Genomic DNA, 25,034 nt, shown 5'->3' with positions numbered 1-25,034 from the left:
CCCCCTCCAGGAGTTAAGGCCGTCCGGCCGGCACCGCGCGAGCCCCGGACCGGCGGCCCGCCGGTCCGGCCGCTCCCCCTTCAGGAGTTCCGGCGTCTCCAGGTCGTGAGGTGCTGGTCGGCCTCGCGGCGCGCCTGCGCCGCCACCGCGAGGTCCACCGGCTCCTCCAGCCAGCTCTCCAGGGTGCCCCTCATCGCCTTCACGAACTCCTCGCCGCGCCCGGTCAGGCCCCCGCCGGCCATGAGCGTGCCGGTGACGCGGTGCGCTGCCTCCCTCCAGCGCGCGAACTCGACCTGCCCCCGGAAGGCGCGGGCACCCTGCTCAAGGTCGTGCTGGCGTCTCCAGAACCCCGCCACCCCGAGATAGGCGTACGCCCCCTGCAACAACCCGTTGACGGGACGGGGGTCGCTCCGCCACGGCGCGTAGTACCGCCGCCCGTCCTCGGGCCGGGTCAGGTCGACCATGTCGGTCAGCGCCGTCAGCTTCGCGTGCTGGATCTCGTGGGCGAACGTCGCGGCCATCCCCAGGCCGTGCTGCGGCTCCGACAGGGCGACGGTCCCGAACGTCTCGCGGGAGGTGGCGCTGTTCTGCCCGAAGGCCGGGGCGTGGATGGGGGTGAGCACCGAGATGCCGGAGGTCAGCTCCGCGGCGACGGTCCAGTGCCGGGCGGTCAGCACGCGCCACGCGTCGCGCAGGCACGAGGCCCAGTGGCCCAGCTTCGCGTCGCCCAGCCGCGGCTCGGTGACGTGCCCCGCCGGCCACCGGTAGGGATCCGCGTCGTCGACGACGAGACTGAAGCCGGGCCCCACCGGCAGCCGGCGCAGGACCTGCCAGCCGGTCCCGTCGCGAAGCGGGTCGACGCGGACCGTCGAGCGGCCGAGGTCGAGCTCGGCCCCGCCCGCGTCCGGCCGTACGGTGACGTCGAGCACCCCGCGGGCACCGGCCGGCACGGTGAGGCTGCCGAGGGCCGGCAGGACGAGGGTGTCCTCCTCTACGGCGAGGCGGACCCGGCAGGCGATCCCGGCCCTGACCGCGATCGCGACGGCGAGGGCGGCCAGCCGGCCGGGATCGTCCTTCACCCCCGTACCGGCCCTGAGCGAGAGGTAGGTCCGCAGCGCCCAGGCGCCCACGGCCGGGTGGCACAGCTCCGATTCGACCCGCTCCCTGTCCTGGGCCTCCATCTCGGCCAGGAGGTCGTAGGCGCGGGCCGAGAGGGCGGCGTGGGGGTGGCCCGCCGCCTCCGCCTCCACGACGAGCGCGCGGACGAGGAGCCTGTTCTTGAGAACCTGCGTCGCGCGCAGCTCGGCCATGGCCCCGGCCCCGCCCCCGCCCTTCGCGAGCACGGAGAACGTCTCGTCGGACACCGGACGCGAGGTGAGCCTCATCCGCTTCCCTTCAGCCGGGCGACGTCGCGTACGAGCCGCGCGCGAATGTGATCTATGAGCCGGTAGAGGTCGGGGCAGTAGACCGAGGGGCCGAGGAATCCGCGGGTCTCGCTGTAGCGGTGCGGGTAGAGGCCGCCGCCGCAGACGGAACGGATGTCGCAGGCCCGGCACACGGGCGCCAGCGCGAGCTCGCCGATCTGCCGGGCCACGATGGACGGGTGCCCGAGCACCGTGTCGAAGGAGTCGCGCAGGACGTGCAGCAGGGTCGCGGGGGCGCCGTGGTAGCTGGACTTGAGGATGTCCGACTGCTCGATGCTGCCGTCCGTCTCGACGACGACCATCCGCGCCGGGGAGAGGCCGATGGCCTCGGTGCGGGAGGCGCGGCCGGTGAGCAGGCGGACGATCTCGTTGAAGAACCTGATCTCGGTCTCCTCGACCGCGGCCCCGTACCAGCGCTCGAAGATCGGCAGCAGCCAGTCGGCGTACGGCGTGGCGGCCGAGCCGGGGTCGCGGAAGGGAGGAGGGGTGAGCCAGTTGCCGTGCGGCAGGAGGAAGTCGACCGCCGGCGGGTCGAACTCCAGGAGCGCCTCGTAGGTGGCCAGCGGATCGTTGCGGACGTCGATCGTGCACAGGAGGCCGCTGAAGAGGTGGTGGAAGGGTCCCGCCGTCAGCCTCCGCAACGAGGCGGCGACCTTGGCGTGGCTCCCCTTCCCGCCGGCGAAGAGCCTGTGCCGGTCGTGGGCCGCCTCGTAGCCGTCCAGGCTCACCCCGACCCGGATCTCCAGGCTGTCGAAGAGCCGCAGGTAGGTCTCGTCCAGGCGCAGCCCGTTGGTCTGCACGCCGACGTGGACGCGGGTCCCGACATCGGCGGCCGCTCCCCTGATCGTGCGCACGGCGTGGGAGACGAGGTCCGGCCCGGCCAGCAGCGGTTCCCCGCCGTGCAGGATGACCTCCACCTCCGCCAGCTCGTGGGCGAGGGCGTGCTCCGCGATGCGCTGTGCCACCCGCTGGACGATCGCCCCGGACATGCGCCGCGGCTGGGCCTTCCAGGACTGGTCCGCCATCTCGTAGATGTAACAATGGCGGCAGGCGAGGTCACATCTGCTGTGGATCTTCAGGATGAACTGCCGGAAGGCGAACGGCCTCCATCCTGAAGCCAGCAGTCCGGCCACGTCGAGTGTGGCCGGAAACACGTTTTCGGCCGACAGAATCTTCGGTTCCGACTTCTCTGACAAATGCGGCACGCCTCTCTTGCGCCATTCCCATCTCGCACCACTTTGTGCCGTTAGTCAAGATTAAATCTCGTAAAGCTTGCTTCAGTCGCACGCCACAGTCATACAGTGCGATGAGTTCTTCCACTGCGAGGAGACTCCCTATCCCTCTACCCTGTAGCAGGCTTTCGGGTCTTCCGCATATCACCGCGCCAAGGTGGGGGCTGATCGACGGTGCGCGATTGGCCGTCGGACCCGGATACCGAGGGATCGGCCACCGCCGGCCTGAGGTCCACCCCTTTTCGCCGGTTCGTGGTGAAGATCCACGGCAGATGCGATCCCGCATGCGAATATTGCTATATCCACGAAATGGCGGACTCCGGTCGCCGGAACCGCCCGAAGCGCGTGCCACGGGAGATCCGCCGCGACACGCGAGAAACGCCGGACGCGTCCACGACCTCGACAGCGTCGAGATCCTGCCGTACGGCGGAGAAGCACCACTCGACCGAAGGGGGCGCGATGAATCTGCGCGAGCACCGGATTCCGGTGAAGGTGTTCTCGGAACTGGCCCGCGGCGGTGGTGGCGCCCCCGCGGTCAGCCGCCTCTCCGCCGCCCAGTACAGCAAGCACGTGCTTCTCGTACGCGGGGTGATGGAGACGGCCCGCACGACCGGCCACGCGGAGGCGGCCGCCGCGCGCCGCGCCTACGACCTGCTCGCCACCGTCCAGCGCCGTCACCCCGGCGCCGTCGACACCGTGCTGCGGCATTCGTCGGTGGGCGCCTGGGCGCGCCGGACGATCAGGATGCTCCGCGCGGGCGACGCCCGCGCGGCACCGGGACAGCTCTCGGCGCTCGCCGCCGCGGCGGCGATCCATTCCGGCACGGCCTGCGACGTCGACGTGCCCGCGGTGGACGGGGTGGTCACGCTGCCGTCGCTGGGGCAGGCGGTCCTGTCGCCGACCGTCTCCCGGGCCACGGTCGAGTGCGCCGCCGAGGGCGCCGAGGTCACCGCGGACCGGATGGTCGTCCGGATCCCCGGCGACCCGCGCCGGGACGCGCCGGGGTGGCGGGGCCTGCGCTCGCTGTCCGCCGAGACGGACGGCATGCCGCTCCGCCTGGTCGTCGACGACGTCGACCCCTACCGGATGCCGGGGACGACCAACGTCGGCGGGCGGCTCGGCGGGGCCGAGATCGAGCGGTGGCAGTCGACGCTGCACACGGCCTGGGACCTGCTGGTACGGCACCACAGGACCGTGGCCGAGGAGGTGTCCACGGCGATCACGGTCCTCACCCCGCTGGTCGCGCCCACCAGGGGCCTGGCGAGCTCGTCCTCACGGGAGACCTTCGGCTGCGTGGCCCTGTCGACGCCGCCGGACGCCTCCTCGCTCGCGGTCACGTTGACGCACGAGACACAGCACGCGAAGCTCTCGGCCCTGCTCGACCTCGTCCCCCTGACCCTGCCCGACGACGGCTCCCGTCACTACGCCCCCTGGCGCGAGGATCCCCGCCCCGTGCCGGGGCTGCTCCAGGGGGCGTACGCCTTCCTGGGCGTGGCGGGCTTCTGGAGGCGCCAGCGCGGCCTGGAATCGGGGGAGGCGGCCCTGCGCGCGAGCGCGGAGTTCTTCCAGTGGCGCGAGGCCTCGCACCTGGTCACCGGCACCCTCCTCGGCAGCGGGCGGCTCACCCCCGCCGGGGAGAGTTTCGTGACCGGGATGGCGCGGCGCCTCGACGACTGGTCGCGGGAGAGCGTGCCCGCCCGCGCGCGGGCCCTGGGCCGCGAGCGCGCGGACGCGCACCGCGCGCGCTGGCTCGAACGCAACGGCTGACGCCGGACCCGCGGGTGCCACGACGCCTCCGCCGGAACGTGGTGTTCACAGGGCGGGCGGATCGAAGTCGAAGTCGAGCCGCTCGCCCCTCAGGGCGACCTTCGTGTCGGGATGGTCGTTGCCGAGCACCCGCTGGTAACGCTCGAAGGTGTCGGTCTCCAGCAGCCCCGCCTCCTCCTCGGCCCCCTCCACCCGCAGGTCAATGATCAGGTTGTTCGCGCCCGCCAGGGTGAGGGGGTGGTCCACCCCCAGGAGTTCCCGCAGCTGGCCGAGGGTCTCCTGGCCCAGCTCCCTGGCCCTGCGGGTGTCCCCCCTGGCGGCGAGGTCGCTGGCGAGGTTGATCGCGCAGGTGAGCGAGTAGTGGTGCTCGCGGCCGAGCGTGCGGTCGAAACCCTCCAGGGATCTCAGGTCGAGCCGGTTCGCCTCCTCGATCTCCCCGTTGACCCGCAGGAGCAGCGCCAGGTTCATGTCGCAGCCGAACGTGAAGGGGTGCTCGTCGCCGTACCTCTCGGGGTAGCGGGCCGCGGTGTCACGGAGCAGCTCCAGCGCCTCGACGACCTCTCCCCTGGTGCGCTGGGCGTTGGCCAGGCACAGGGCCGCGGCGAGCGTGTCGTGGTGGTCGCGGCCGAAGATGCGGTCCTGGCGCTCGTACGTCCGCTGGGCGATCTCGAACGCCTCCTCGACGAGCCCCGCCCTGCGTTTGGCGATGGACAGGTCCTTGGCCGCCCGCAGCGTCCAGGGATGGTCGGGCCCCAGCTCCTGCACACCGAACTCGTAGGCGTCCTCACCGAGGTCACAGGCCTCGGAGTAGTCGCCCCTGAGCCTGACGATGCGGGCCAGGCCGTTCCGCGAGGCCAGCATGACCAGCGGGCTCGACTTCGAGGTCGAGGAGTGCTGCTTGGTGTAGAGCACCTTCTGCAGCTCGAACGCCTGCCGGTAGTCGCCGAGCAGCATGTAGTCGACGGAGAGGTTGTTCATGGCGCGCAGCGTCCTGCGGTGGTCGGATCCGAACACCTCCCCGTGCCGGCGCAGCGACTCCCTGTCGTGCTCCAGCGCGCCCGCGAAGTCGCCCCGCATCCTCATGTCGGCGCCGTGGCTGTTGACGAGGAGGAGGGTCTCCTCGTGCTCGGGCCCCAGGACCGCCCGCATGCGTGCCAGGGTGTCGCGGTTGAGCTCGAAGGACGCCTGGTAGTCGCCGAACTCCCGCAGGACGATGCCGAGGTGCCGCTGCGCGGAGAGCACGTTCTGGTCCTCGGCGCCGCTGTCGTCCCGCCACCTGCGGATGAAGCTCCCCACGAGATCGACGGCCGACTGGTAACCGCCCGACGAGTAGAGGTAGCGGACGACGTCGAGGGCGAACCGGCGGATGCGGGGGTCCTGGCTCTCCTCCACCATCGAGGGCCTCACGTGACTGAGCAGCTCCCCGTAGCGCTGCCAGGAGGCGTTGTCGTCGGGCAGGCCGGGTGTCGCCGCCGCCAGCAGGAGGTGGGCCTCCCTGCGGAAGGACACGTGTTCCTCCTCGGTCAGCTCGTCACGCAGGAGCGCCTGGATCAGCCGGTGCACCTGGATGGTCCGGTTCTCCGAGTCGATCCGCACCAGGGCGTAACGCCCCAGCTCCCTGATGGCCTTGCTCAGCAGGATCGGGTCGGCGAGGAGCGAGCCGAGACGCGACTCCGCCGCGAACTCCTCGGGGAGTATCCCGAAGACGTCGCGGGGGATCGGGTCCGGGCCGAAGAAGGCGCAGCAGCGCAGGAGCCGCACGGCCTCGGGCAGCTTCGCCTTGAGCTGGGACACCGACAGCGACCACGCCGCGGTCATGGACAGCGGGTAGTCGGAGGCCTTGTTGGCGTCGAGCAGCTGGACGGTCTGCTCCTGGAGCAGGTGGAGGTACTGGCCGACGGACATTCCCGTCTCCGTCTGCAGCGCTCCCGCCTGCTCCAGCGCGAGCGGGAGGTCGCCGAGCTGCTCGGCCAGCCGGTTCCTGTCGTCGGAGGTGGTCGACCTCGGGACGCGCTTGCTGAGGAAGGCGATGCTCTCCGCCCGGGTGAAGACGTCGACGGGCACGGTGTCGACCACGCTCTGCCAAGCGTGGTTGCGCGAGGTGATCAGGACATGTCCCGGGCCGCGTGGGACGATCTCGTTGATGTCCTCCGGCTGCTCGGCGTTGTCGAAGACGAGCAGCCACCGGGAGTACGGCTCGCCGCGGCGCAGGGCGTCGAGCACGGCCCTGGAGGCCTCCTCCACCCCCATCGCGGCGGACGACGACACGCCCAGGTGCGGGGCGAGCGCGGCCAGCGAGGAACGCACCAGGATCGGCTGGTCGGCGGGGATCCACCAGACCAGGTCGTACTCGTGCCGGAAGCGGTAGGCGTACTCGATCGCGACGTGGGTCTTGCCGACACCGCCGAAGCCGTGGAGGGCGTGCGGCACCACCGCGGTGACCTCGGAGGTGACCCCGGTGTGCAGCTTGTCGAGAAGATCTTCGCGACCGGTGAAATTCTTGTTCTGCTGCGGGACCTTGCCCCAGATCCGGGGCTGACGTCCCGGTGGCCGGGGAATTCCCGAAGGCCCTGAAATGGACATTCGACCACCTCCGCTACAGCCGATTGTCGTTCAGCCTAGACTCCCGGCCGGGCCAAGTGCATGGACGGGGAAGTCAGACTCTCATGGCGACATGCCAAACAGAGGATAAGACGTGAATCATTCTCTATCTTGTGATGCCAAGATAACCGGATACCCTGGGTTAGAAGTGCTCGGCGAGGGTGGAAAGATGATGGTGTAAGTGGTGCGCGCGGCGCGAGTGGCTCGCGTGAGCCGGGCCACGGGCAGGGGAGTTCACATGGGCGAGGAAGTCGTCGCGGACGAGATCGATTCCATCGGGAGCAATCTCATCGATGTCACCGGGCTGAGTTTGAGCGACCTTGATCAAATAGATAATCCCCATCTTAAACGCGCATTAAGGCGGATACTTGAGGACGACAGCGCCGGCACGGCCGCCGGATTCACATCGTCCATATGAAAAAACTTGACTTTCGCGCAGTCGTGACGGGAAATAGAGTCTTATAAGGGACAGTTTCCCGACAACCAGGGTGGCCCATGGACGATGTCGACTGGGAACGTCTGATCGACCAGCTCGGCAGGGGCGACTGCGCCCCTTTCCTCGGAGCGGGAGCCTGCGCCGGCACCCTTCCCACCGGCACCGTCCTCAGCAACCAGTACGCCCTCCGCTACGGCTACCCGTTCTCCGACGTGGGCGACCTGGCCCGCGTGATGCAGTACGGCGAGGCCGTGGTGCGCGATCCCGTCGACCTCAAGGAGACGGTCTGCGTCCACCTGCGCTCGCACGGGCGGCCTCCCTCGGGTGACCCCGGGGAGCCGCACCGGCTGCTCGCCGGTTTCCCGTTGACGACGTTCCTCACGACGAACTACGACGACTTCCTCGCCGAGGCGTTGCGGGCCGAGGGCAAGGAGCCCCACGTGGCCGTCTCCCGCTGGTGGGACACCGACCCCGTCGCGGCCCTCCCGCTGCCGGAGCCGACGGTGGAGCGGCCCGTCGTCTACCACCTGCACGGAAGCTGGGCCGAGCCCGCGTCGCTGGTGCTGACCGAGGCCGACTATCTGACGTACCTTGTGAACATGGTGGACGCCGTCGCGACCGACGGGCGGCATCCGCTGCCGACCCCCATCCTGCGGGCGATGACCACCCGGCCGCTGCTGTTCGTGGGCTACAGCCTGCAGGACTGGACGTTCCGGGTGCTCTTCCACGGCCTGGTGCGCAACACGCCGCGCAGCAACAAGCGGCGGCACGTGAGCGTGCAGCTCATGCCCGAGATCAACGGGGCGGCGGGCGACCCCGGGAGCGCCGAGGACAAGGCCAGGCGCTACATCACCCACTATCTCGACCGCTGGAACATCTCGATCTTCCTGGGGACCGCCTCGGAGTTCTGCGCGGAGCTCCAGCGGAGAATGGGAGGAATGCCATGACGACCGCGACCCGCGGCGGCGACGCGACCATCCGGCCGTACGTGGGGCTGCGGCCCTACGAGCGGAGCGAGCACGCGCTGTTCTTCGGGCGGGAGCGCGAGGCCCGCGACATCGCCACCATCTGGCAGGCCACCGGCCTCACCGTGCTGTTCGGGGCGTCGGGGGTCGGCAAGACGTCCCTCCTGCACGCGGGCGTGCTGCCGCGCGTCGAGCCCGAGCGCGCCGACGTGCTGCCCGTCGCCCGCGTGTCGCCCCGCGGCATCACCTCGCTGCGCCCGAGGGTGTCCGGCAACCCCTACGTGCTGGCGCTGCTGTCGGCCTGGGCGCCGGACCTGCCGCTGCCCGCGCTGGCCGGGCTGACGGTCTCGGAGTTCCTGGCGCGGCGTCCCGAGCGCGTCGACCGGTACGGCGACCCCGTGCCCGTCCTGGTCGCCGTCGACCAGGCGGAGGAGCTGTTCGGCGGCCCGCTCGACCTGGAGGAGGAGCGCCAGGGGCTGCTGCGCCAGCTGGCCGGGGCGGTGGAGGAGCACGACGGCCTCCACCTGCTGCTGTCGCTGCGCGAGGAGTACCTCGCCTCCGTCCTGCCGCACGAGCGCCCGCTGGGCCGGGGCTCGCGGGCGCGCTTCCAGCTGCTGCCGTTCACCCGGGCCGCGGCGCTCGACGCCACCGTCAGACCTCTCGGGGGCACCGGCCGGTCCTTCGCCCCCGGCGCCGCAGAACGGCTCGTCGACGACCTGCGCACCGTCCCGATTTCCAACGACGAGGGGCGGACCACCACTCTGACCCTGAACACCGTCGAACCCGTCCAGCTGCAGGTCGTCTGCTCCGCGCTGTGGGAGTCGCTGCCCCCCGGCCTCCGGGAGATCAGCGTGGAGCACGTGAACCTGCACGTGAACGTCGACCGGTTCCTGACCGGCTTCTGCGAGCGGATGCTCACGCGCGTCTCCGCCGAGTCCGGTGTCACCTCCGGCGAGATCCGCTCCTGGTTGCGCAAGGCCTTCGTCACCGAGCACGGGACGCGCAACACCGTCTACGAGGGCCTGCACGAGACGGCCGGCATGCCGAACGCCGTCGCCAAGTCGCTGGAGGACTCCCACATCCTGCGGGGCGAGCACCGGCTGGGAATCCGTTGGTATGAGCTGCAGCACGACCGCCTGATCGGCCCGGTGCGCCAGTCGCGGCACCCGGCCGCCTGTCTCGAGGACGCGAGGCTGGCGCTGGCAAGGCGGAGCTGGGAGACGGCCCGCGGGCTCGCGGAGGAGGCGGTCCGCGCCTCGGGGACCGGCGAGACGTGGGTGCGCGCCGAGGCCCTGCTGATCCTGGGCGAGGTGGCGGCGGCCGGAGACGAGACGGAGAGCGCGCGGAGCCTGTTCGAGGAGGCGGCCGACCTGTTCGCGACGCTCCAGCGGTTCAACGGGGTGGCCGCCGCGCTGACCGGGGAGGGACGGCTCTGGCTGTCGCGGGGACAGCACGACAGGGCGGTCGAGCGGCTGCGCGCGGCCCTGTCCTGGGTGCCCAACGACCTGCGGGCGCACCTGGCACTCGGACAGGCCCTCTGGCACCTGGGACAGCCGCGCGCCGCCCTCGCCCTTCTCAACGGGGCCGTGGCGCTCGCGGACGAGCCCCCCGCCGAGGCTCTCGCGCTGCGCGGCGAGATCCTGGCCGACCTCGGCAAGGCCGCGGAGGCCCTGCGCGACCTGGATCTCGTACGCAGGCACCAGCGACCGGCCACGATCGCCGCCAGGGCGTTGGCGCTGGCCCTGGAGCGGCGGTTCGACGCCGCCCAGCAGGAGATCCTCGACGCGCTCGCCGACGAGTCCGACAGCGGTCCCGTCCTGGTGCGTGCCGCGCGGGTGCACGCCCTGCTGGGGCGGGCCGCGACCTCGGAGGGGCTCGCCGCGCGAGCGCTCGGCGCGGTCACTCCTGGGCTTCCGCCACATCTGCGGAAGCAGGCCGAGGAACTTCTACGGAGGACGGCGTGACGTCGTCGCGCCTCGCCGCCTCCCACATGTGGTCGAACTGGTTCAGCCAGTAGGTGAACCAGCGCTCGTCGCGACCGCGGGTCAGCTCCAGGTGCATTCGCGAGGACGTCGACGCGTTGTGGAAACCGTGAATCTCCACGATGACGCGGCCCCGGGGGGTTTCCGGGTCGACGAGCACGAGGCTGAATCCCGGGCTGTAGGAAAGCAGGCGGTATTCGAAGCCGCCCGCCGTTCTCCAGCCGCGCATCAGGCGAAGGCGTTCCATCGTGCTGTCCAGCGCGGCCGGAAGCCGCTGCACGGGAAACTCGATCGAATCGTCCAGCTGCCTCGCGGCCTGCCGCACGGCCGTCTTCTCCAGGGGGTCGAGAATGACGATCCTGACCTTTCCCCTCTCCCGCGCGAGCACCGTGTTGCGCATGAGCTCGCAGGTCTGCGCCGACAGCAGGTTGACCGCGGACGGCGCGAACACGCGCACGTCGCGCGCCTCGGCGAGCAGCGACGACAATGGCACCACGTCGTACACGGAACGGTCGTGCAGGAGGCCGGCCGGCGACTCGGCGGGCTCGTCGGGCAGGGTGAGCCGGTAGAGGAGCAGGCCGACCCCGGAGAACAGCACGGCCCATCTGAGGTTCTCGTCCAGCGAGTCGCTGAAAATCGAAAGAAACGCGAAAGCGAAAACGACGACCGTGAGAGCGTACGCGTCCATATGTTGCCGCGCCTTGAAATCCCTGCCGATTCTTCGCAGCCAACGCACACCGACCCCCAGTTCTTGGGCGCTGTCGAAATAGCTATGCCCATTGTCCGGGGTGGGATCTCGCGATGTCCGATGTTTTGAATTCCGGTCGGCCGGGCCCTTCCTTTGGGGAAAGGCCCGGCATCCGTAATCCCGGCTCCGGCGGCGTCGAGGTCCGCGGCCGGACCGGTGACCGCTTCGTCCTTTGAGCGCATCGGCCGGGGGCTGGGCGCCAGAGCCGGCCGAACGATCAGACGGCGGCCGGCTGGCGGCGGCGCTGCCAGAGGGTGTCGACGGCGAGGGCCCCGCCGCCGCTGAAGGCGACGGCCAGGGTGCCGGCGGCGAGGGCGAGGACGAACTCGTAGCCGCCCTCCCCCACCGAGAAGCCGTTGGCGAGGTGGACGAAGGCGATGGCGCCGAGCATGTTGAGCGCGAGCAGGACGCCGAACACGGGCAGGGCCGCGCCCAGGATGAGCGCGATGCCGCCGACGACCTCCAGGACGGCGACCGCGGGCGCGACGACGGCCGCGAGCGGGATCCCGGTGGACTCGAAGAAGCCAGCGGTCTGGCCCAGTCCGTTCATGAACTTCTGCGCGCCGTGGACCAGGAAGATCACGCCGAGGGCGATGCGCGCCAGCAGCAGGACGTAAGGACGTACCTGGTCAAGCATGATGACTCCTCTTGTCATTCGAATTTGCACCAAACCATAGCGGGTAGTTCAAATTTGAACAAGCCGTACAATATTCCGGTGAACGACACGAAATGGCTCAATGACAGCGAGATGGCCGCGTGGGTGGCCTACGTGGCCGCGACGCACCTCCTGGAGCGCCGTGTCGAGGATCAGCTGAAAGCCGACTCCGGCCTGACCCACGCCCAGTACGAGATCCTGGCGAAGCTCTCCCAGCACCCCGGCGGGCAGATGCGGATGACCGAGCTGGCCCATCGGCTGATCGTTTCGAAGAGCGGTCTCACCTACCAGATCGGGCAACTGGAGCGGAGAGGGCTCGTCAAGCGGGCGGCGTGCCCGTCGGACGAGCGGGGGGTCCTGGCCGTGCTCACCGAGGAGGGCGTGCGCTGCCTGGAGCGGACCGCGCCCGGACACGTGGCCGTGGTGCGCGCCTTCCTGATCGACCGCCTCACCCCCGAGGAGGTCGAGACCATGCGACAGATCATGACAAAGGCCACAGCGGCCATGGAGGCGGCTCCGGCGGGCCCGCTCCGCGCGCACCGATCGGGCAAAAGCCCAGGGTAACGCGCGGGACGGGCCCCCGGGACCGGTTCTCCCTTTCGGCCACGGGAGCGCGGGGAAGGCGGAAGAATCCGGTACGGCTCGCGCGGGGGGCATACCGCGCGAGCCGCACCTGATCATGGCCGCGTGCCGGGTCAGGCGGCGGTGCAGCTGACCGAGGAGGGCGTGCCGTTGCTCCCCGACCAGTTACCGGTGAACCCGAAGGAGGCCGAGGCGCCCGGGGAGAGGTTGCCGTTGTGGGCCACGTTCCGCACCGAGACACTCGCGCCGCTCTGGGTGTGCTGCCCGTTCCAGAGCTGGGTGATGCTCTGGTTGCCGGGGAAGGACCAGTTCACCGTCCAGCCCGTGACGGCCGCGCTGCCGCTGCTCCGCACGCTCACCTCGGCCTGGAAGCCGCCCTGCCAGGAACTGACCAGCTTGTAGGCGGCCGTGCAGGCCCTGCCCACGCCCGGCGTCGGGGTGGGGGTGGGGGGCGGCGTCGGCGTCGGCGTCGGCGTCGGCGTCGGCGTCACGGTGGGGGTCGGGGTCACGGGCCCGGCCGCCACGGCCAGGTCGTAGGCCCGCTGCGGGACGAACTGCCCGGCCCCGGCGATGCAGCCGTCGGCCTCACCCGGCAGCTTGATCCACAGGAAGGCGTCGATCGCCGAGTCGCCGGTGGCGTTGGTGCTCGGCGTGCCGATCGCCCGGCCGCCCGGGTCGCACCACTCGCTGCCCTGCGGGCCGTTGCCGTTCCGGCTGGTGTCGATCACCGCGCGGAGCCGGGAGACGCCGGTGGCGGAGATGATGTTCTTGGCGTACGAGATCTCGGTGGAGGTCCACCGGTAGTTGGAGACGTTCAGGGAGATGCCGTCCGCGCTGTTCGCCACGTCCGCGGCCCGCAGGCGGTTGGCGGCCTCCGACGGCGACAGCCATCCCGAGTGCCCGATGTCGAAGTAGACCCTGGCCGAGGACGAGGCGGCCTTCAACTTCTTGCCCGCGTACGCCATGGAGGCGTTGGTCTCCTGCTGCTGGGAGGAGTTCATGCAGTTGGTCATGATCGGGAGCACGTCGGGCTCCAGGATGATCGACGCCGGGCGTCCCTGGAGACCGGCGGCCAGCTCGTCGATCCACTGCCGGTAGACCGTGTGGTTGGGCGCGCCGCCCGTGCTGGCGCCGCTGCAGTCGCGGTTGGGGGTGTTGTAGACGACGAGGATCGGGATCTTACCCGCCGCCGCGGCCGCCCCGACGAACGACGACACCTGGCCGCGTACGGCGGAGGTGTTGGTGGTGGTGAACCACCGGGCCTGCGGCACGGAGGCGATCCGGTCACGGATGACCGGGGCCCTGGAGTCTCCGGGGTTGGCCGCGACCCACTTGGCCGCGTTGGTCTCCGGATCGACGTAGAACGGGGAGTCGGCGGCGGACGCGCCGGAGGCGACGGCGACCGCGGCACCTGACACGATCACCAGAGCCGCGCAGAGCGTGGCCAGGATCGACCTTCTTGGCATGGATCGGCCCCTTCAAGGGAGATGTGGGAGCGCTCCCACCATAGGCGGCACGCCCCTTCCGCACGTAGTGCGCGTCGGCGCCGCCTCACACCGGGGCACGCTGACCTGTGCGAACACCCTCGGCGTCCGTTGAAAGTTTCACCACCTCAGGCCCCGTTCGCTTGATCGGCGAGACGGTCCCAGGGCTTGGGCCCTCGCGACGGCGAGGGGGAGGGCCGCGAGCGGCCGTACTCCCCCTCGCCACGGTTCACCCGTCGGGATCGTCGCGGCCGCAGCGACCACCGCCGCAGCACGCGCGGTCCGTGATCTCCTGGCCGTCGGCGTCGACGATGGCCTCGAAGACGAAATCCGGCTCCATGTCCTCGCGAGTAATGTCGTCGTTCACGATGTCTCTCCCTCCAGGAGCGCCTGCCGGGGCAGGGCGAGGTGGCGGCCCGATGCCGGGCCGGTTTCCCCGCGTACGGCACACCGGGTGCGCCGGGCGCGGAGGATCGGTGGCGACGCCTGGAAGCCGTCGCGGGACGGGGACGTCCCGTCCGGTGCCGCCTCCCGCCGGGGGTGACGGCCTGCCGCGATCACGCGAGGGCGGGGGCGGACCCTCCCGGCGGGCGGCGCGTGAGAGGTCAGGATCGCGGCCACACCAGACCGGCCAGCGCCAGCTCGGCGAGCGTCTCCGCGGCGCGGGCGCGATCGCCCCCCACCACGGCGATCACCTGGCCCGCGTCACGGGTGCCGTCACAGCCCTCCAGCAACGCGGCGGTGCCGTCACCGATCCGGTAGGCCCGCACGACGGGCGACCGCCACCGGCGCTGCAGCAGCACTCGCGTCCGCACGGCGGGCAGCTCACCGATCGGCGGCCCCGCGGTGACGTCATGGGTGTAGGTCCCGACGCGGGCGGCGGCCGACAGCCGGAGCGCGCCGCCCGGCGGCCGGTCGGCCGGGGCCGCCGGGGCGGCGGCACGGGCGGCCAGCGCGGCGTCCCGGTCGTGGGCCAGCGCGGCGCGCGCCAGCTCGTACCGGGCGTAGGCGGCCAGCCGCGGTGTCGCGCGGGTCGCCAGCCAGGCCGTCAGCCGCTCGGACTCCCACATCCCGAACGGCCGCTCCACCGGCTGCGGGCGGCGTACGAGGCCCCGGGCGAACTCCTCCCACAGGGGCCGGTGACGGCCGAGGAGCTCGGCGACCGTGTCCGGCAGGCGGGCGGCGACCGCCGACCGCAGCTTGCCCCGCACTCCGTCGTACGTCACCCGGTAGCCGTCGGGCGCGGCGCCGCGCAACATGGCCAGCTCGGCGTCGCTCAGCTCGTACCGCCGCTGCAGCCTCACCGGGTCCTCGCGCAGCAGGGCGGCCTCCGCCTCGCGGGTCAGCAGCGCCGCCAGCGCGTCCTGCACGCCCATCACGCGCCTCCGTTCCGCACGCCCATCACGCGCCTCCCGCCGGTTGCGCCACCCACCGATCGGCCGGTCGGCGGGTGGTACGGGAGCCGCGGAAACGCAGCGCGGCCCGCGCGCGGTCGACCTCGGCCAGCAGGTCGCCGAAGTCGTCGGGGAAGTCCTGGTCGCGCTCGACCAGCGTGGCCTTGACGGGCGTCCGCGACACCAGCTCCGCCAGCAGGTCCCACACCCGGTCCGGGATCGCGGCGCCGTGACTGTCGAGGGACATCGCGTCCCCGTCCCCGTCGGCGCCTCCGGCCAGGTGCACCTGGACGACCCGTTCGAGGGGGATGTCGTCGAGGAACCCCAGCGGGTCGAAGCCGTGGTTGCGCGCGTTGATGTCGAGGTTGGCCAGGTCCAGCAGCAGGCCGCACTCGCAGTGCTCCATCACCTCGGTGATGAACTGCGCCTCGGTCAGCGGGGCGGCCAGGTCCACGTAGTAGGTGATGTTCTCCAGCAGGAACGGCCTGCCCACCGCCTCCTGCACCCGCCGCGCCCTGCGCCCCAGCCGCCGGGCGACCTCCCGGGTCCGCGGCAGCGGCACCAGCAGCCCCACGTCGACGCTGTCGGTACGGGTGAAGCACAGGTGGTCGCTGAACCAGGGCGCGTCGACGTCGGCGACCAGCTGGGCCAGCGCCTCCACGTACGCCGCGTTCGGCTCCCCCTCCGAGCCGATGGACAGCTCCACCCCGTGCGGCACGACCGGGAACCGGCGGACCAGCTCCCGCAGGCGCTCGCACTCGTCGGCGGGGGCGAACAGGTAGCGCTCGGTGATGACCTCCAGCCAGTCGATCCTGTCGGCGTGCGCCTCGATCGCCTCGGCCAGCTCCACGCGATGTCCCAGGCCGGATCCCAGTGCGGGCAACCCTGTCAGCATGTGGTTCTCCCATCACCTCACAGTGATGTTCACGAACACTGCGCAACCGCTGTACCCCGCAGCGTGCCCGACGGGATCCGGGACCACGCCGGGCCCCCGCGTCAAACTTCCGCAAAGCGGCGGCCCGGCCGCGCCGCCACACGCGGCGCCGTCACGCGCGGCACTGTCACACGCGGCGCCGGTGCCGGAGGCGAAGGGGCAGGGGCGAGGGGTCAGAGGCCGTTCAGTCCGAGCTCCCTGGCGATCAGCATCCGCTGCACCTCGCTGGTCCCCTCGCCGATCTCCAAGATCTTGGCGTCGCGGTAGAAGCGGCCCACCGGGTACTCGTTCATGAACCCGTACCCGCCGAAGATCTGGGTGGCGTCGCGGGCGTTGTCCATGGCGGCGTCGCCGGCGACGAGCTTGGCGATGGCGGCCTCCTTCTTGAACGGCTCCCCGGCGAGCATCTTCTCGGCCGCGTGGTGGTAGGCCAGGCGGGCGGTGTGGGTGCGGACCTCCATGTCGGCGATCTTGAACTGGATGGCCTGGTAGTGGCCGATGGGGTGGCCGAAGGCGTGGCGCTCGCGGACGTAGCGCAGCGACTCGTCCACGCAGCCCTGGGCCAGGCCCGTGGACAGGGCGGCGATGGCGACGCGGCCCTCGTCGAGGGTCTGCAGGAACTGCGCGTAGCCGCGCCCGCGCTCGCCGAGCAGGTTCCCCGCCGGGACACGGCAGTCGTCGAAGGAGAGCTCGCGGGTGTCGGAGCAGTTCCAGCCCACCTTGGAGTACTTCTTCGACACGGTGAGACCGGGGGTGCCGGACGGCACCAGGATGGTGGAGATCTCCTTCTTGCCCCCGGCCCGCTCGCCGGTGATCGCGGCCACGCCGATGACTCCGGTGATGTCGGTGCCGGAGTTGGTGATGAACGCCTTCGTACCGTTGATCACCCACTCGTCGCCGTCCAGCACCGCGGTGGTACGCATGCCGCCGGGCACGTCGGAGCCGCCGCCGGGCTCGGTGAGGCCGAAGGCGCCGAGCATCTCGCCCGAGGTCAGCCGGGGCAGCCACTCGGCGCGCTGCTCGGGCGTGCCGAACCGGTAGATCGGCATCGCGCCCAGCGACACCGCGGCCTCGACGGTGATCGACACGCTGGAGTCGACCCTGGCCAGCTCCTCCAGGGCCAGGCAGAGCGCGAAGTAGTCGCCGCCCATGCCGCCGTGCTCCTCGGGGATCGGCAGCCCGAACAGGCCCATCGCCCCCATCTGCCGCACGATGTCGTAGGGGAACTGCTCGCGTTCGTAGAGGTCCCCGATCACCGGGGCCACCACGTCGCGGGCGAACGCCTCGACGGTCTTGCGAAGCTCCTCGTACTCCTCGGTCAGCTTGGGCATGGTCACTCCTCGACGTTCGGTGCGGTGGTGCGGGACGGGTTCTCGCCCAGGGCCTGGACGACCCGCGACGGGCTGGGGCGGCCGAGCCTCGCGGCCAGCCAGGTGCTGGTCTCCACCAGCGAGGGAAGGTCCAGCCCGGTCTCGACGCCGAGGCCGTGCAGCATCCAGACCAGGTCCTCGGTGGCGAGGTTGCCGGTGGCGCTCTCGGCGTACGGGCAGCCGCCGATGCCGCCGGTGGAGGCGTCGACGACGGTCACCCCCTCGCGCAGCGCGGTGAGGGTGTTGGCCAGGGCCTGGCCGTAGGTGTCGTGGAAGTGCACCGCGAGCCGGGAGGGCCCGCCGAAGGCCTCGATCAGCGCGGCGACGTGGCCGGGGGTGCCGACCCCGATGGTGTCGCCGAGCGAGAGCTCGAAGCAGCCCAGGTCGAGGAGCCTGCGCCCGACGGAGACGACCTGCTCGACCGGCGTCGGGCCCTCCCACGGGTCGCCGAAGCACATCGAGACGTAGGCCCGCACCCTCAGGCCGTTCGCCAGCGCCCGCGCGACGACCGGCTCGAACATCTCGAACTGCGACTCCAGCGTCCGGTTGAGGTTCTTCCCGGCGAAGGTCTCGGTGGCGCTGGCGAAGACCGCGATCTCCTCGACGCCGTGTTCGAGGGCGCGGTCGAGGCCGCGCTCGTTGGGGACGAGCACCGGGTAGCGCACCCCGGGCACCCGTTCCATGACCGACAGCAGCTCCGAGGCGTCGGCCAGCTGGGGCACCCACTTGGGGTGCACGAAGCTGGTGGTCTCGATCACGCGGTGTCCCGCGGCGGCCAGCCGGGCGACGAACTCGGCCTTGACCTCGACGGGCACCACCGCGGCCTCGTTCTGCAGCCCGTCGCGCGGGCCGACCTCGTAGATCGTGACCCGCTCGGGCAGCCCCGCCGCCCGGACCCGCTGTGGCTCGCGCATCACGACCTCCTCTCCCGCCCGGACGGCACGGCCGCCCCGGCCCTCTCCGGCTCGCGCGTCACGCTTCCCGTCACCTGCCCGGACGGCCCAGCCGCCCGGACCCGCTCCGGCTCGCGCGTCACGGCCTTCTCCCCGGCCCGCGCCGCACGGTTCCCGCGATCCCCTCGAGCGCGGCGATCCCCGCGGCCGGTGTCGCGACCTCGGCGACCCATCCGGCCGTGACCTCGCCGTCTCCGTGCGTCACGGCCCATCTGACCGTCCGCGTCGCGATGTCCCGGCGGTCCCGTACGGCCTCCGCGACCGGCGCGGCGCCCGTCACGGCTCCTCCCCCCGGACCACGGCCAGCACGGCGTCCATCGCGACCGCCTGGCCCGCCCGAACCCGCAGCTCGGTGACGACCCCGGCGATCGGCGCGGTCACGGTGTGCTCCATCTTCATCGCCTCCACGATGAGCAGCGGCTGCCCCTCGGCGACCCGCTCCTCCAGGCCCGCCTTCACCACGAGGACGGTGCCCGGCATCGGGCTGCGGACCAGCCCGTCCCCGGGGCCGCCCGCGCCGGCCCCGTCACCGGGATCGCCCAGGTGGCGGCGGGTGAGCGCCCAGGCCTCGCCGTCGCGGCCGAGCCAGATCGTGTCGCCGCCGTCGCCGCCCCTCGCGACGGCGTAGCGCCTCGCGGTCTCGCCGAGGGTGACGAGCAGGTCGCCGCCCCCGCCGCTCTCGTACCCCCTGCCGCCCCCGCCGCTCTCATGACCCCTGCCGCCCTCGTCGGCCAGCCGTGCCCGTACGGCCTCGGCGCCGGGCAGGTGGACCTCGGCTCCCGAGGCGGGCAGGCCGCGGACCCTGACCTCGGAGACGCCCTCGCGGGTCTCCAGCCGGTAGACCGTCCAGGCCGCCTCGCCCAGCCGCCAGCCGTCGGGGACGTCCCACGGGTCGGCGGGGACGGCGGGCACGTGCTCGCGGTGCAGGACCAGGGCGGCCGCGGCCAGGACGTCGCCGGGGACACCCTCGTCAGGGACCAGCTCGCCGAGATGGCGCTCCACCAGACCGGTGTCGAGGTCTCCGGCGACCACGGCGGGGTGGCCGATCAGTGCCCTCAGGAAGGCGATGTTGGTCGGCACGCCGAGCACGGCCGTGGCCGCGAGCGCGCCGTCGAGCCGCCGCAGGGCCGCCGCCCTGTCGGGGCCCCAGGCGATGACCTTCGACAGCATCGGGTCGTAGTCGCTGCCGACCAATCCTCCGGCCATCAGCCCTGAGTCGACCCGCACCCCCGGCGGCTCGCGCAGCGCGAGGACCCGGCCGCCGGTCGGCAGGAAGCCCCTGGAGGGGTCCTCGGCGTAGACGCGGGCCTCGACGGCGTGGCCGTCGAGGCGCACCTCGTCCTGGGTGAGCGGGAGGGGCTCGCCCGCGGCGACCCTGAGCTGGAGCTCGACCAGGTCCAGGCCGGTGACCAGCTCGGTGACGGGGTGCTCGACCTGCAGGCGGGTGTTCATCTCCATGAAGTAGTAGTCGCCGGTCTCGCCCTGGACGATGAACTCGACCGTCCCGGCGCCGGTGTAGCCGACGGACCTGGCGGCCTCGACCGCCGCCGCGCCCATCGCGGCCCTGGTTCCGGCGTCGAGGAGCGGGGACGGCGCCTCCTCGACGATCTTCTGGTGGCGGCGCTGGAGGCTGCACTCGCGCTCGCCCAGGTGGATGACGCCGCCGTGCGCGTCGGCCATCACCTGGATCTCGATGTGCCGGGGGTTCTCCACGAACCGCTCGATCAGCAGGGTCGCGTCACCGAACGCGGCGGCGGCCGTGCGCCGGGCGGAGGCGAGCGCCTCCGGCAGCTCCGCCGCGGAGCGCACGAGCACCATGCCCTTGCCCCCGCCGCCCGCAGAGGGCTTGATCAGCGCGGGGAAGCCGACCCGTACGGCCGCCTCGGCGAGGTCGTCGCCGGGCTCGGCGCCGCCGGGGACGACGGGGACGCCGGCCGCGGAGACGGTGGCCTTGGCGCGGATCTTGTCGCCCATCGCCTCCACGGCCTCCGGCGGCGGGCCGACGAAGACGAGCCCGGCCTCCGCGCAGCGCCGGGCGAAGGCCGCGTTCTCGGCGAGGAAGCCGTATCCGGGGTGCACCGCCTGGGCGCCGGTCGCCCGGGCGGCGGCGAGGACGCCGTCGGCGTCGAGGTAGCCGCCCGGCAGCCGCACCGCGACGTCGGCCTCCAGGACGTGCCGCGCCCCGGCGTCGGCGTCGCTGTGGACGGCGACGGAGCGGATGCCCAGCCTCCTGAGGGTACGGGTGATCCGCAGCGCGATCTCGCCCCGGTTGGCGACGAGGACGGTGTCGAACATCCGGCGGGGTGCGGGTGAGATGGTCATGGGTGCGGTCACATCCGGAAGACGCCGTAGCCGACGGGTTCGAGGGGGGCGTTGGCCGAGGCGGACAGGGCCAGGCCCAGGACGGTACGGGTGTCGAGGGGGTCGATGACCCCGTCGTCCCAGAGCCGGGCGGTGGAGTAGTAGGGGTTGCCCTGCTCCTCGTACTGCGCCCGGATGGCGTCGGGGTCGGCGTCGCCGACCGTGGACAGCACGTTGGCGGCCTGCTCGCCGCCCATCACCGAGATGCGGGCTCCCGGCCACATCCACAGGAACCGGGGCGAGTAGGCGCGCCCGGCCATCGCGTAGTTGCCGGCCCCGAACGAGCCGCCGACGACCACGGTGAACTTGGGCACCCGGGCGCAGGCGACGGCGGTGACCATCTTCGCGCCGTGCTTGGCGATGCCGCCCGCCTCGTACGCCCTGCCGACCATGAACCCGCTGATGTTCTGCAGGAACACCAGCGGGGTGTTGCGCCGGTCGCACAGCTCGATGAAGTGGGCGCCCTTGAGGGCCGACTCGCCGAACAGGATGCCGTTGTTGGCGACGATCCCGACGGGGTGGCCGTGGATGCGGGCGAACCCGGTGACGAGGGTGGCGCCGTACTCGGCCTTGAACTCGCCGAACCTGCTGCCGTCGACGATCCGGGCGATGACCTCGCGGACGTCGTACGGCGTGCGGGTGTCGGCGGGGACGATGCCGTACAGGTCGCGGGGGTCGTGCGCGGGCTCCTCGGAGGGGGCGCGCTCCCAGGGGGAGGGCGTGCGCGGCGCGAGGGTGGAGACGATGTCGCGGACGATCCGCAGCGCGTGGCGGTCGTCGTCGGCGAGGTGGTCGGTGACGCCGCTGACGCGGGCGTGCAGGTCGCCGCCGCCCAGCTCCTCGGCGCTGACCTCCTCGCCGGTGGCGGCCTTCACCAGCGGCGGGCCGCCGAGGAAGATCGTGCCCTGGTTGCGGACGATCACCGCCTCGTCGCTCATCGCCGGGACGTACGCGCCGCCCGCCGTGCAGGAGCCGAGGACCGCGGCGATCTGCGGGATGCCGCGCGCCGACATGGTGGCCTGGTTGTAGAAGATCCGGCCGAAGTGCTCGCGGTCGGGGAAGACCTCGTCCTGCCTGGGCAGGAACGCGCCCCCCGAGTCGACCAGGTAGACGCACGGCAGATTGTTGTGGAGGGCGACCTCCTGGGCCCGCAGGTGCTTCTTGACGGTGACCGGGTAGTAGGTGCCGCCCTTGACGGTGGCGTCGTTGGCGACGACCACGCACTCGCGGCCCGAGACGCGGCCCACCCCGGTGATGATCCCGGCGGCGGGGGCCGCGTCGCCGTACATCCCGTTGGCGGCCAGCTGGGAGAGCTCCAGGAAGCGCGAGCCGGGGTCGAGGAGGGAGTCGACGCGGTCGCGGGGCAGCAGCTTGCCCCGGGAGACGTGCCGGGAGCGCGACCTCTCCGGGCCGCCCAGTCCCGCCACGGCGACGCGTTCCCTGAGGTCGGCGACGAGGCGCTCGTTGACCTCGGCGTTGCGCTTGAAACCCTCGCCACCCGGGTCGCAGGCGCTTCGCAGCACCGGCCAGCCACTCATGCGAGCCTCCCCGTCCGGTCCGCCCGGCCTGTCTGATCCGTATCGGTCTGATCTACGTCTGTTCGATCTACGTCTGTTCGATCCGCGTTCGTTTGACCCGCGTCCGTTTGATCCATCCGGCCTCGCCGCCGCTGGGTCATCGGTTGTCAACTCCACCGCAGATGTTAGTCATTATTAACGTTACCGTCTACCATGCGAGGGTGACGACTGCTCAGCCCTCCACCCGCAACCGCGGCTCACGACGCGCGGAGATCCTGGACGCCGCGGCGGGGCTGTTCGCCGCGCGCGGCTTCCACGGCGTCTCGATCGAGGACATCGGCGGCGCGGTCGGCACCTCGGGCCCGGCCCTCTACCGGCACTTCAGCGGCAAGGAGGCCCTGCTCGCGGAGATGCTGCTGGACGTCAGCGAGCGCCTGCACGCCACGGGCGCGCGCCGGGTGACCGAGGCCGCCGACGCCGAGCAGGCGCTGGACGCCCTGCTCGGCTGCCAGATCGAGTTCGCGCTCGGCCATCCGGCCCTGATCACCGTGCACGACAGGGAGCTGGGCAACGTCCCCGAGCCCGCCCGGCGGCGGATCCGCCGGCTCCAGCGGCTGTACGTCGAGGAGTGGGTCACCGTGCTGAGCGAGCTCTATCCCGGACGCCCGCAGGCCGAGCTGCGCGCCGCGACCCATGCGGTCTTCGGGCTGCTCAACTCCACCCCGCACAGCGCGGGCGAGCTGCCGCCCGCGGCGATGGCCGGGCTGCTGCGCGGCATGGCCCGCGCGGCGCTGGCCGCCACCCAGGGCCCCCGGAGCGCTTAGGACGCCTGGCGCCGGGAAGCGCTCGGAGTTAGGAAACGTTAACTTCTGACGAGGCGTTCCCGTCGTGGGGAGGCCTGCCGCGCCTGCGAAGGGGTCACCACGATCGTGCACGGCGCCTCGCGCAGCATCACCCGGCAGACCGGGCCGATGGCGGGGTCCACCGGGTCGTCGTGCTCGCGGTCGGCGACCACCAGCAGGTCCGAACGGTCGGCCGCGTGGCGGAGCACCTCGACGTGGGACCGCGTCTCGATCAGGGTCTCCACCTCGACCGTGGGGTACCTCTCCTCCCACATCGCGACGCTGGTGTTGAAGCGGACGGCCGCCTGCCTGGTGTCGCGGGCGTTCTCGGGGCAGAGGCAGATGATCAGCAGTGCCGCCCTGCGCAGCCTCGCCTCCTCGAAGGCGACGGCCAGCTCCTGCGAGTCGGGGGTGGCTTCCTCCACCTCCATCGCGATCGCCACCCGGCCCGCACGCGGGTGGCCGGACCTCCTGACGACGGCCACCGGGCAGCGGGCGTGCGCGGCGACCTCGACGGTCGAGCCGATCCTCAGCTCGTCGGGGCCGCCGGTGCCACGCGGGCCGATCGCGATCAGCTCGGCGGCTCTCGACAGGCTCACCAGGGCCGCGGCCGGGGTCCCCTCCACCAGCTGCCCGCGTACCCGCAGCCTGGGCGCCAGCTCGTGCGCCGTCGTCAGCCCGCTGTCAAGGACGCGCCTGCCCATCCGGCGTACGACCTCGGTGGTCTCGGGGGCGAGGGAGAGCCTGGGGTAGGGCCACTGCCAGGCGTGGCAGACGAGCAGCGGGAGAAATCTCAGGCGGGCCTCCTCGACGGCCCACCGCAGGGCCAGCCGGCTCTCCGCCGAACCGTCGTATCCGGCGACCACAGGTCGCCCGTCGTCCTGTACCGGCATTGCGGTTCCCCTCCCGCGTTCTCCCCCGTCACTCCTTCCCATCCTTCTCCGATCCGCCTGACGAGAAGGGCGTGCTTTCACAAGACTTCTCGTGTTTTGCGGCTCGTATCGGCAAAGACGCCTTCTCCCGCCCGGGGGCGGCGGGAGGGCGTTCACGACCGGCCGGGGCCGGGCCACGGGCCGCACGGGCCGCACGGGCCCGCCGGAACGGCAGGGCGACCGGTCACCGGCACGGTCGCCGACGTGTCATCGTCATGACCACCGGCATGTCATCGGTACGGGGCGGTCACGGGCACGAACGGCCCGTCACAGGTCCGAACCGTCATGGGCACGAACTCGTCGCAGGAGGGCTCTCACAGGCACGAACCCTCACGGGAACGGGTCCTCACAGGCACGAACCGACCACCGTCGCGACGCCGACCGGGGTGCAGAGCGTGCCCACCCAGCCGGCGACGGGCGACGTGAACACGAGCGGGGTACCGGGAGCGGCGAAGATCACCGGCGTCGGGACGACGAACGGCGGCACGGCCACGGGCGGGGTGACGACCGGCGGGACGGCCACGGGCGGGACGGCCACGGGCGGCGGGACGGACCCGGGCGGCGGGACGGACCCGGGCGGGAGACCGTCGGACGGCGGGATCACACCGGGCGGAGTACCGGGCGGCGGAACAGAACCCGGCGGGAGACCGTCGGACGGCGGCGGAACAGAACCCGGCGGAAGGCCGTCAGACGGCGGCGGAACAGAACCCGGCGGAAGGCCGTCAGACGGCGGCGGAACAGAACCCGGCGGAAGGCCATCAGACGGCGGCGGAACAGAACCCGGCGGAAGGCCATCAGACGGCGGCGGAACAGAACCCGGCGGAAGGCCATCAGACGGCGGCGGAACAGAACCCG

General features: G+C 72.0%; 23 protein-coding genes. 6 read left to right on the top strand and 17 right to left on the bottom strand.

The window, feature by feature from the left end; all coding sequences use genetic code 11:
• Positions 1–80: 80 nt before the first annotated feature.
• On the bottom strand, positions 81–1,385 hold the full coding sequence (locus tag ACFYWM_RS29455; protein WP_389919965.1) for an HEXXH motif domain-containing protein: 1,305 nt from the start codon (positions 1,383–1,385) through the stop codon (positions 81–83).
• Positions 1,382–2,578 (bottom strand): FxsB family cyclophane-forming radical SAM/SPASM peptide maturase, encoded by a 1,197-nt coding sequence (locus ACFYWM_RS29450; protein WP_389919962.1) that lies wholly within the window; start codon positions 2,576–2,578, stop codon positions 1,382–1,384. Before ACFYWM_RS29450 ends, ACFYWM_RS29455 begins: the two co-directional genes overlap by 4 nt.
• Positions 2,579–3,115: 537 nt before the next feature.
• Between ACFYWM_RS29450 and ACFYWM_RS29445 the strand changes: the two genes are divergently transcribed.
• Positions 3,116–4,423: an HEXXH motif domain-containing protein gene (locus ACFYWM_RS29445; RefSeq protein WP_389919959.1), complete on the top strand. Its 1,308-nt coding sequence runs from the start codon at positions 3,116–3,118 to the stop codon at positions 4,421–4,423.
• Between the two features lie 45 nt (positions 4,424–4,468).
• Here the strand turns inward: ACFYWM_RS29445 and fxsT are convergent, their stop codons facing one another.
• Complete coding sequence (gene fxsT / locus ACFYWM_RS29440) at positions 4,469–7,006, bottom strand: FxSxx-COOH system tetratricopeptide repeat protein (RefSeq protein ID WP_389919956.1); 2,538 nt, start codon at positions 7,004–7,006, stop codon at positions 4,469–4,471.
• Between the two features lie 256 nt (positions 7,007–7,262).
• Here fxsT and fxsA point away from each other — a divergent pair, with 256 nt between their 5' ends.
• From fxsA to ACFYWM_RS29425, 3 genes are all read left to right on the top strand, one after another.
• Entirely contained in the window at positions 7,263–7,442 is a 180-nt protein-coding gene (gene fxsA / locus ACFYWM_RS29435; protein WP_389919953.1) for an FxSxx-COOH cyclophane-containing RiPP peptide, read from the top strand.
• 77 nt (positions 7,443–7,519) lie between these two features.
• Positions 7,520–8,407, top strand: a complete 888-nt coding sequence (locus ACFYWM_RS29430) for an SIR2 family protein (protein ID WP_389919950.1) — start codon at positions 7,520–7,522, stop codon at positions 8,405–8,407.
• The gene (locus tag ACFYWM_RS29425; protein WP_389919947.1) at positions 8,404–10,389 is read left to right on the top strand and encodes a tetratricopeptide repeat protein; all 1,986 of its coding nucleotides are present in this window, start codon (positions 8,404–8,406) and stop codon (positions 10,387–10,389) included. Before ACFYWM_RS29430 ends, ACFYWM_RS29425 begins: the two co-directional genes overlap by 4 nt.
• Here the strand turns inward: ACFYWM_RS29425 and ACFYWM_RS29420 are convergent.
• Both ACFYWM_RS29420 and ACFYWM_RS29415 read right to left on the bottom strand, forming a co-directional pair.
• Positions 10,325–11,143, bottom strand: a complete 819-nt coding sequence (locus tag ACFYWM_RS29420; RefSeq protein WP_389919945.1) for a hypothetical protein — start codon at positions 11,141–11,143, stop codon at positions 10,325–10,327. The two genes, ACFYWM_RS29425 and ACFYWM_RS29420, sit on opposite strands and share 65 nt — an antisense overlap.
• 229 nt (positions 11,144–11,372) lie before the next feature.
• Positions 11,373–11,792 carry a DoxX family protein gene (locus ACFYWM_RS29415; protein ID WP_389919942.1) on the bottom strand — a complete coding sequence of 140 codons (420 nt, stop codon included), beginning with the start codon at positions 11,790–11,792 and terminating at the stop codon, positions 11,373–11,375.
• 78 nt (positions 11,793–11,870) lie between these two features.
• On the opposite strand from ACFYWM_RS29415, the gene ACFYWM_RS29410 reads away from it, so the two are divergent.
• Positions 11,871–12,374, top strand: coding sequence for a MarR family winged helix-turn-helix transcriptional regulator (locus ACFYWM_RS29410; protein WP_389919939.1), 504 nt, complete (start codon positions 11,871–11,873; stop codon positions 12,372–12,374).
• A gap of 131 nt (positions 12,375–12,505) precedes the next feature.
• Here the strand turns inward: ACFYWM_RS29410 and ACFYWM_RS29405 are convergent, their stop codons facing one another.
• The 9 genes from ACFYWM_RS29405 to ACFYWM_RS29365 all read right to left on the bottom strand — a co-directional run bounded on the left by ACFYWM_RS29405 (position 12,506) and on the right by ACFYWM_RS29365 (position 22,426).
• Positions 12,506–13,858 (bottom strand): glycoside hydrolase family 6 protein, encoded by a 1,353-nt coding sequence (locus tag ACFYWM_RS29405; protein WP_389919936.1) that lies wholly within the window; start codon positions 13,856–13,858, stop codon positions 12,506–12,508.
• Positions 13,859–14,105: 247 nt separating this feature from the next.
• Positions 14,106–14,243, bottom strand: a complete 138-nt coding sequence (locus ACFYWM_RS29400) for a hypothetical protein (protein WP_389919933.1) — start codon at positions 14,241–14,243, stop codon at positions 14,106–14,108.
• A gap of 238 nt (positions 14,244–14,481) precedes the next feature.
• Complete coding sequence (locus ACFYWM_RS29395; RefSeq protein ID WP_389919931.1) at positions 14,482–15,252, bottom strand: hypothetical protein; 771 nt, start codon at positions 15,250–15,252, stop codon at positions 14,482–14,484.
• Between the two features lie 25 nt (positions 15,253–15,277).
• Positions 15,278–16,165 (bottom strand): DUF692 family multinuclear iron-containing protein, encoded by an 888-nt coding sequence (locus tag ACFYWM_RS29390; RefSeq protein WP_389919928.1) that lies wholly within the window; start codon positions 16,163–16,165, stop codon positions 15,278–15,280.
• Positions 16,166–16,377: 212 nt separating this feature from the next.
• Positions 16,378–17,535 carry an acyl-CoA dehydrogenase family protein gene (locus tag ACFYWM_RS29385; RefSeq protein WP_389919925.1) on the bottom strand — a complete coding sequence of 386 codons (1,158 nt, stop codon included), beginning with the start codon at positions 17,533–17,535 and terminating at the stop codon, positions 16,378–16,380.
• A 2-nt stretch (positions 17,536–17,537) separates the two neighbouring features.
• Entirely contained in the window at positions 17,538–18,488 is a 951-nt protein-coding gene (locus tag ACFYWM_RS29380; protein ID WP_389919923.1) for a hydroxymethylglutaryl-CoA lyase, read from the bottom strand.
• A 118-nt stretch (positions 18,489–18,606) separates the two neighbouring features.
• Positions 18,607–18,807: a hypothetical protein gene (locus tag ACFYWM_RS29375; protein ID WP_389919921.1), complete on the bottom strand. Its 201-nt coding sequence runs from the start codon at positions 18,805–18,807 to the stop codon at positions 18,607–18,609.
• Positions 18,804–20,822, bottom strand: a complete 2,019-nt coding sequence (locus ACFYWM_RS29370) for an acetyl/propionyl/methylcrotonyl-CoA carboxylase subunit alpha (RefSeq protein ID WP_389920302.1) — start codon at positions 20,820–20,822, stop codon at positions 18,804–18,806. Before ACFYWM_RS29370 ends, ACFYWM_RS29375 begins: the two co-directional genes overlap by 4 nt.
• 35 nt (positions 20,823–20,857) lie before the next feature.
• Complete coding sequence (locus ACFYWM_RS29365; protein WP_389919918.1) at positions 20,858–22,426, bottom strand: carboxyl transferase domain-containing protein; 1,569 nt, start codon at positions 22,424–22,426, stop codon at positions 20,858–20,860.
• 200 nt (positions 22,427–22,626) lie between these two features.
• Between ACFYWM_RS29365 and ACFYWM_RS29360 the strand changes: the two genes are divergently transcribed.
• A complete protein-coding gene (locus tag ACFYWM_RS29360) occupies positions 22,627–23,229 on the top strand; it encodes a TetR/AcrR family transcriptional regulator (protein ID WP_389919915.1) in 603 nt (200 codons plus the stop codon).
• A gap of 38 nt (positions 23,230–23,267) precedes the next feature.
• Here the strand turns inward: ACFYWM_RS29360 and ACFYWM_RS29355 are convergent, their stop codons facing one another.
• The 3 genes from ACFYWM_RS29355 to ACFYWM_RS29345 form a co-directional block, all read right to left on the bottom strand.
• Complete coding sequence (locus ACFYWM_RS29355) at positions 23,268–24,140, bottom strand: universal stress protein (RefSeq protein WP_389919912.1); 873 nt, start codon at positions 24,138–24,140, stop codon at positions 23,268–23,270.
• A gap of 385 nt (positions 24,141–24,525) precedes the next feature.
• A complete protein-coding gene (locus ACFYWM_RS29350; RefSeq protein WP_389919909.1) occupies positions 24,526–24,717 on the bottom strand; it encodes a hypothetical protein in 192 nt (63 codons plus the stop codon).
• 62 nt (positions 24,718–24,779) lie between these two features.
• Positions 24,780–25,034: hypothetical protein (locus ACFYWM_RS29345; protein ID WP_389919908.1), on the bottom strand; the 255-nt coding region annotated here is incomplete at its 5' end.

This window comes from Streptosporangium sp. NPDC002721 (genome assembly GCF_042888905.1).
GTDB lineage: Bacteria > Actinomycetota > Actinomycetes > Streptosporangiales > Streptosporangiaceae > Streptosporangium.
Note: the sequence above shows the minus strand (reverse complement) of the source record. Positions and strands in the feature narration are given on the sequence as shown.

What these genes read in the sequence shown, in the direction of transcription:
- ACFYWM_RS29455 (WP_389919965.1), bottom strand. Translation starts at nt 1,385, where the DNA reads ATGAGGCTCACCTCGCGTCCGGTGTCCGACGAGACGTTCTCCGTGCTC.
- ACFYWM_RS29445 (WP_389919959.1), top strand. Translation starts at nt 3,116, where the DNA reads ATGAATCTGCGCGAGCACCGGATTCCGGTGAAGGTGTTCTCGGAACTG.
- fxsT (WP_389919956.1), bottom strand. Translation starts at nt 7,006, where the DNA reads ATGTCCATTTCAGGGCCTTCGGGAATTCCCCGGCCACCGGGACGTCAG.
- fxsA (WP_389919953.1), top strand. Translation starts at nt 7,263, where the DNA reads ATGGGCGAGGAAGTCGTCGCGGACGAGATCGATTCCATCGGGAGCAAT.
- ACFYWM_RS29430 (WP_389919950.1), top strand. Translation starts at nt 7,520, where the DNA reads ATGGACGATGTCGACTGGGAACGTCTGATCGACCAGCTCGGCAGGGGC.
- ACFYWM_RS29425 (WP_389919947.1), top strand. Translation starts at nt 8,404, where the DNA reads ATGACGACCGCGACCCGCGGCGGCGACGCGACCATCCGGCCGTACGTG.
- ACFYWM_RS29415 (WP_389919942.1), bottom strand. Translation starts at nt 11,792, where the DNA reads ATGCTTGACCAGGTACGTCCTTACGTCCTGCTGCTGGCGCGCATCGCC.
- ACFYWM_RS29405 (WP_389919936.1), bottom strand. Translation starts at nt 13,858, where the DNA reads ATGCCAAGAAGGTCGATCCTGGCCACGCTCTGCGCGGCTCTGGTGATC.
- ACFYWM_RS29395 (WP_389919931.1), bottom strand. Translation starts at nt 15,252, where the DNA reads ATGGGCGTGCAGGACGCGCTGGCGGCGCTGCTGACCCGCGAGGCGGAG.
- ACFYWM_RS29390 (WP_389919928.1), bottom strand. Translation starts at nt 16,165, where the DNA reads ATGCTGACAGGGTTGCCCGCACTGGGATCCGGCCTGGGACATCGCGTG.
- ACFYWM_RS29385 (WP_389919925.1), bottom strand. Translation starts at nt 17,535, where the DNA reads ATGCCCAAGCTGACCGAGGAGTACGAGGAGCTTCGCAAGACCGTCGAG.
- ACFYWM_RS29380 (WP_389919923.1), bottom strand. Translation starts at nt 18,488, where the DNA reads ATGCGCGAGCCACAGCGGGTCCGGGCGGCGGGGCTGCCCGAGCGGGTC.
- ACFYWM_RS29370 (WP_389920302.1), bottom strand. Translation starts at nt 20,822, where the DNA reads ATGTTCGACACCGTCCTCGTCGCCAACCGGGGCGAGATCGCGCTGCGG.
- ACFYWM_RS29365 (WP_389919918.1), bottom strand. Translation starts at nt 22,426, where the DNA reads ATGAGTGGCTGGCCGGTGCTGCGAAGCGCCTGCGACCCGGGTGGCGAG.
- ACFYWM_RS29355 (WP_389919912.1), bottom strand. Translation starts at nt 24,140, where the DNA reads ATGCCGGTACAGGACGACGGGCGACCTGTGGTCGCCGGATACGACGGT.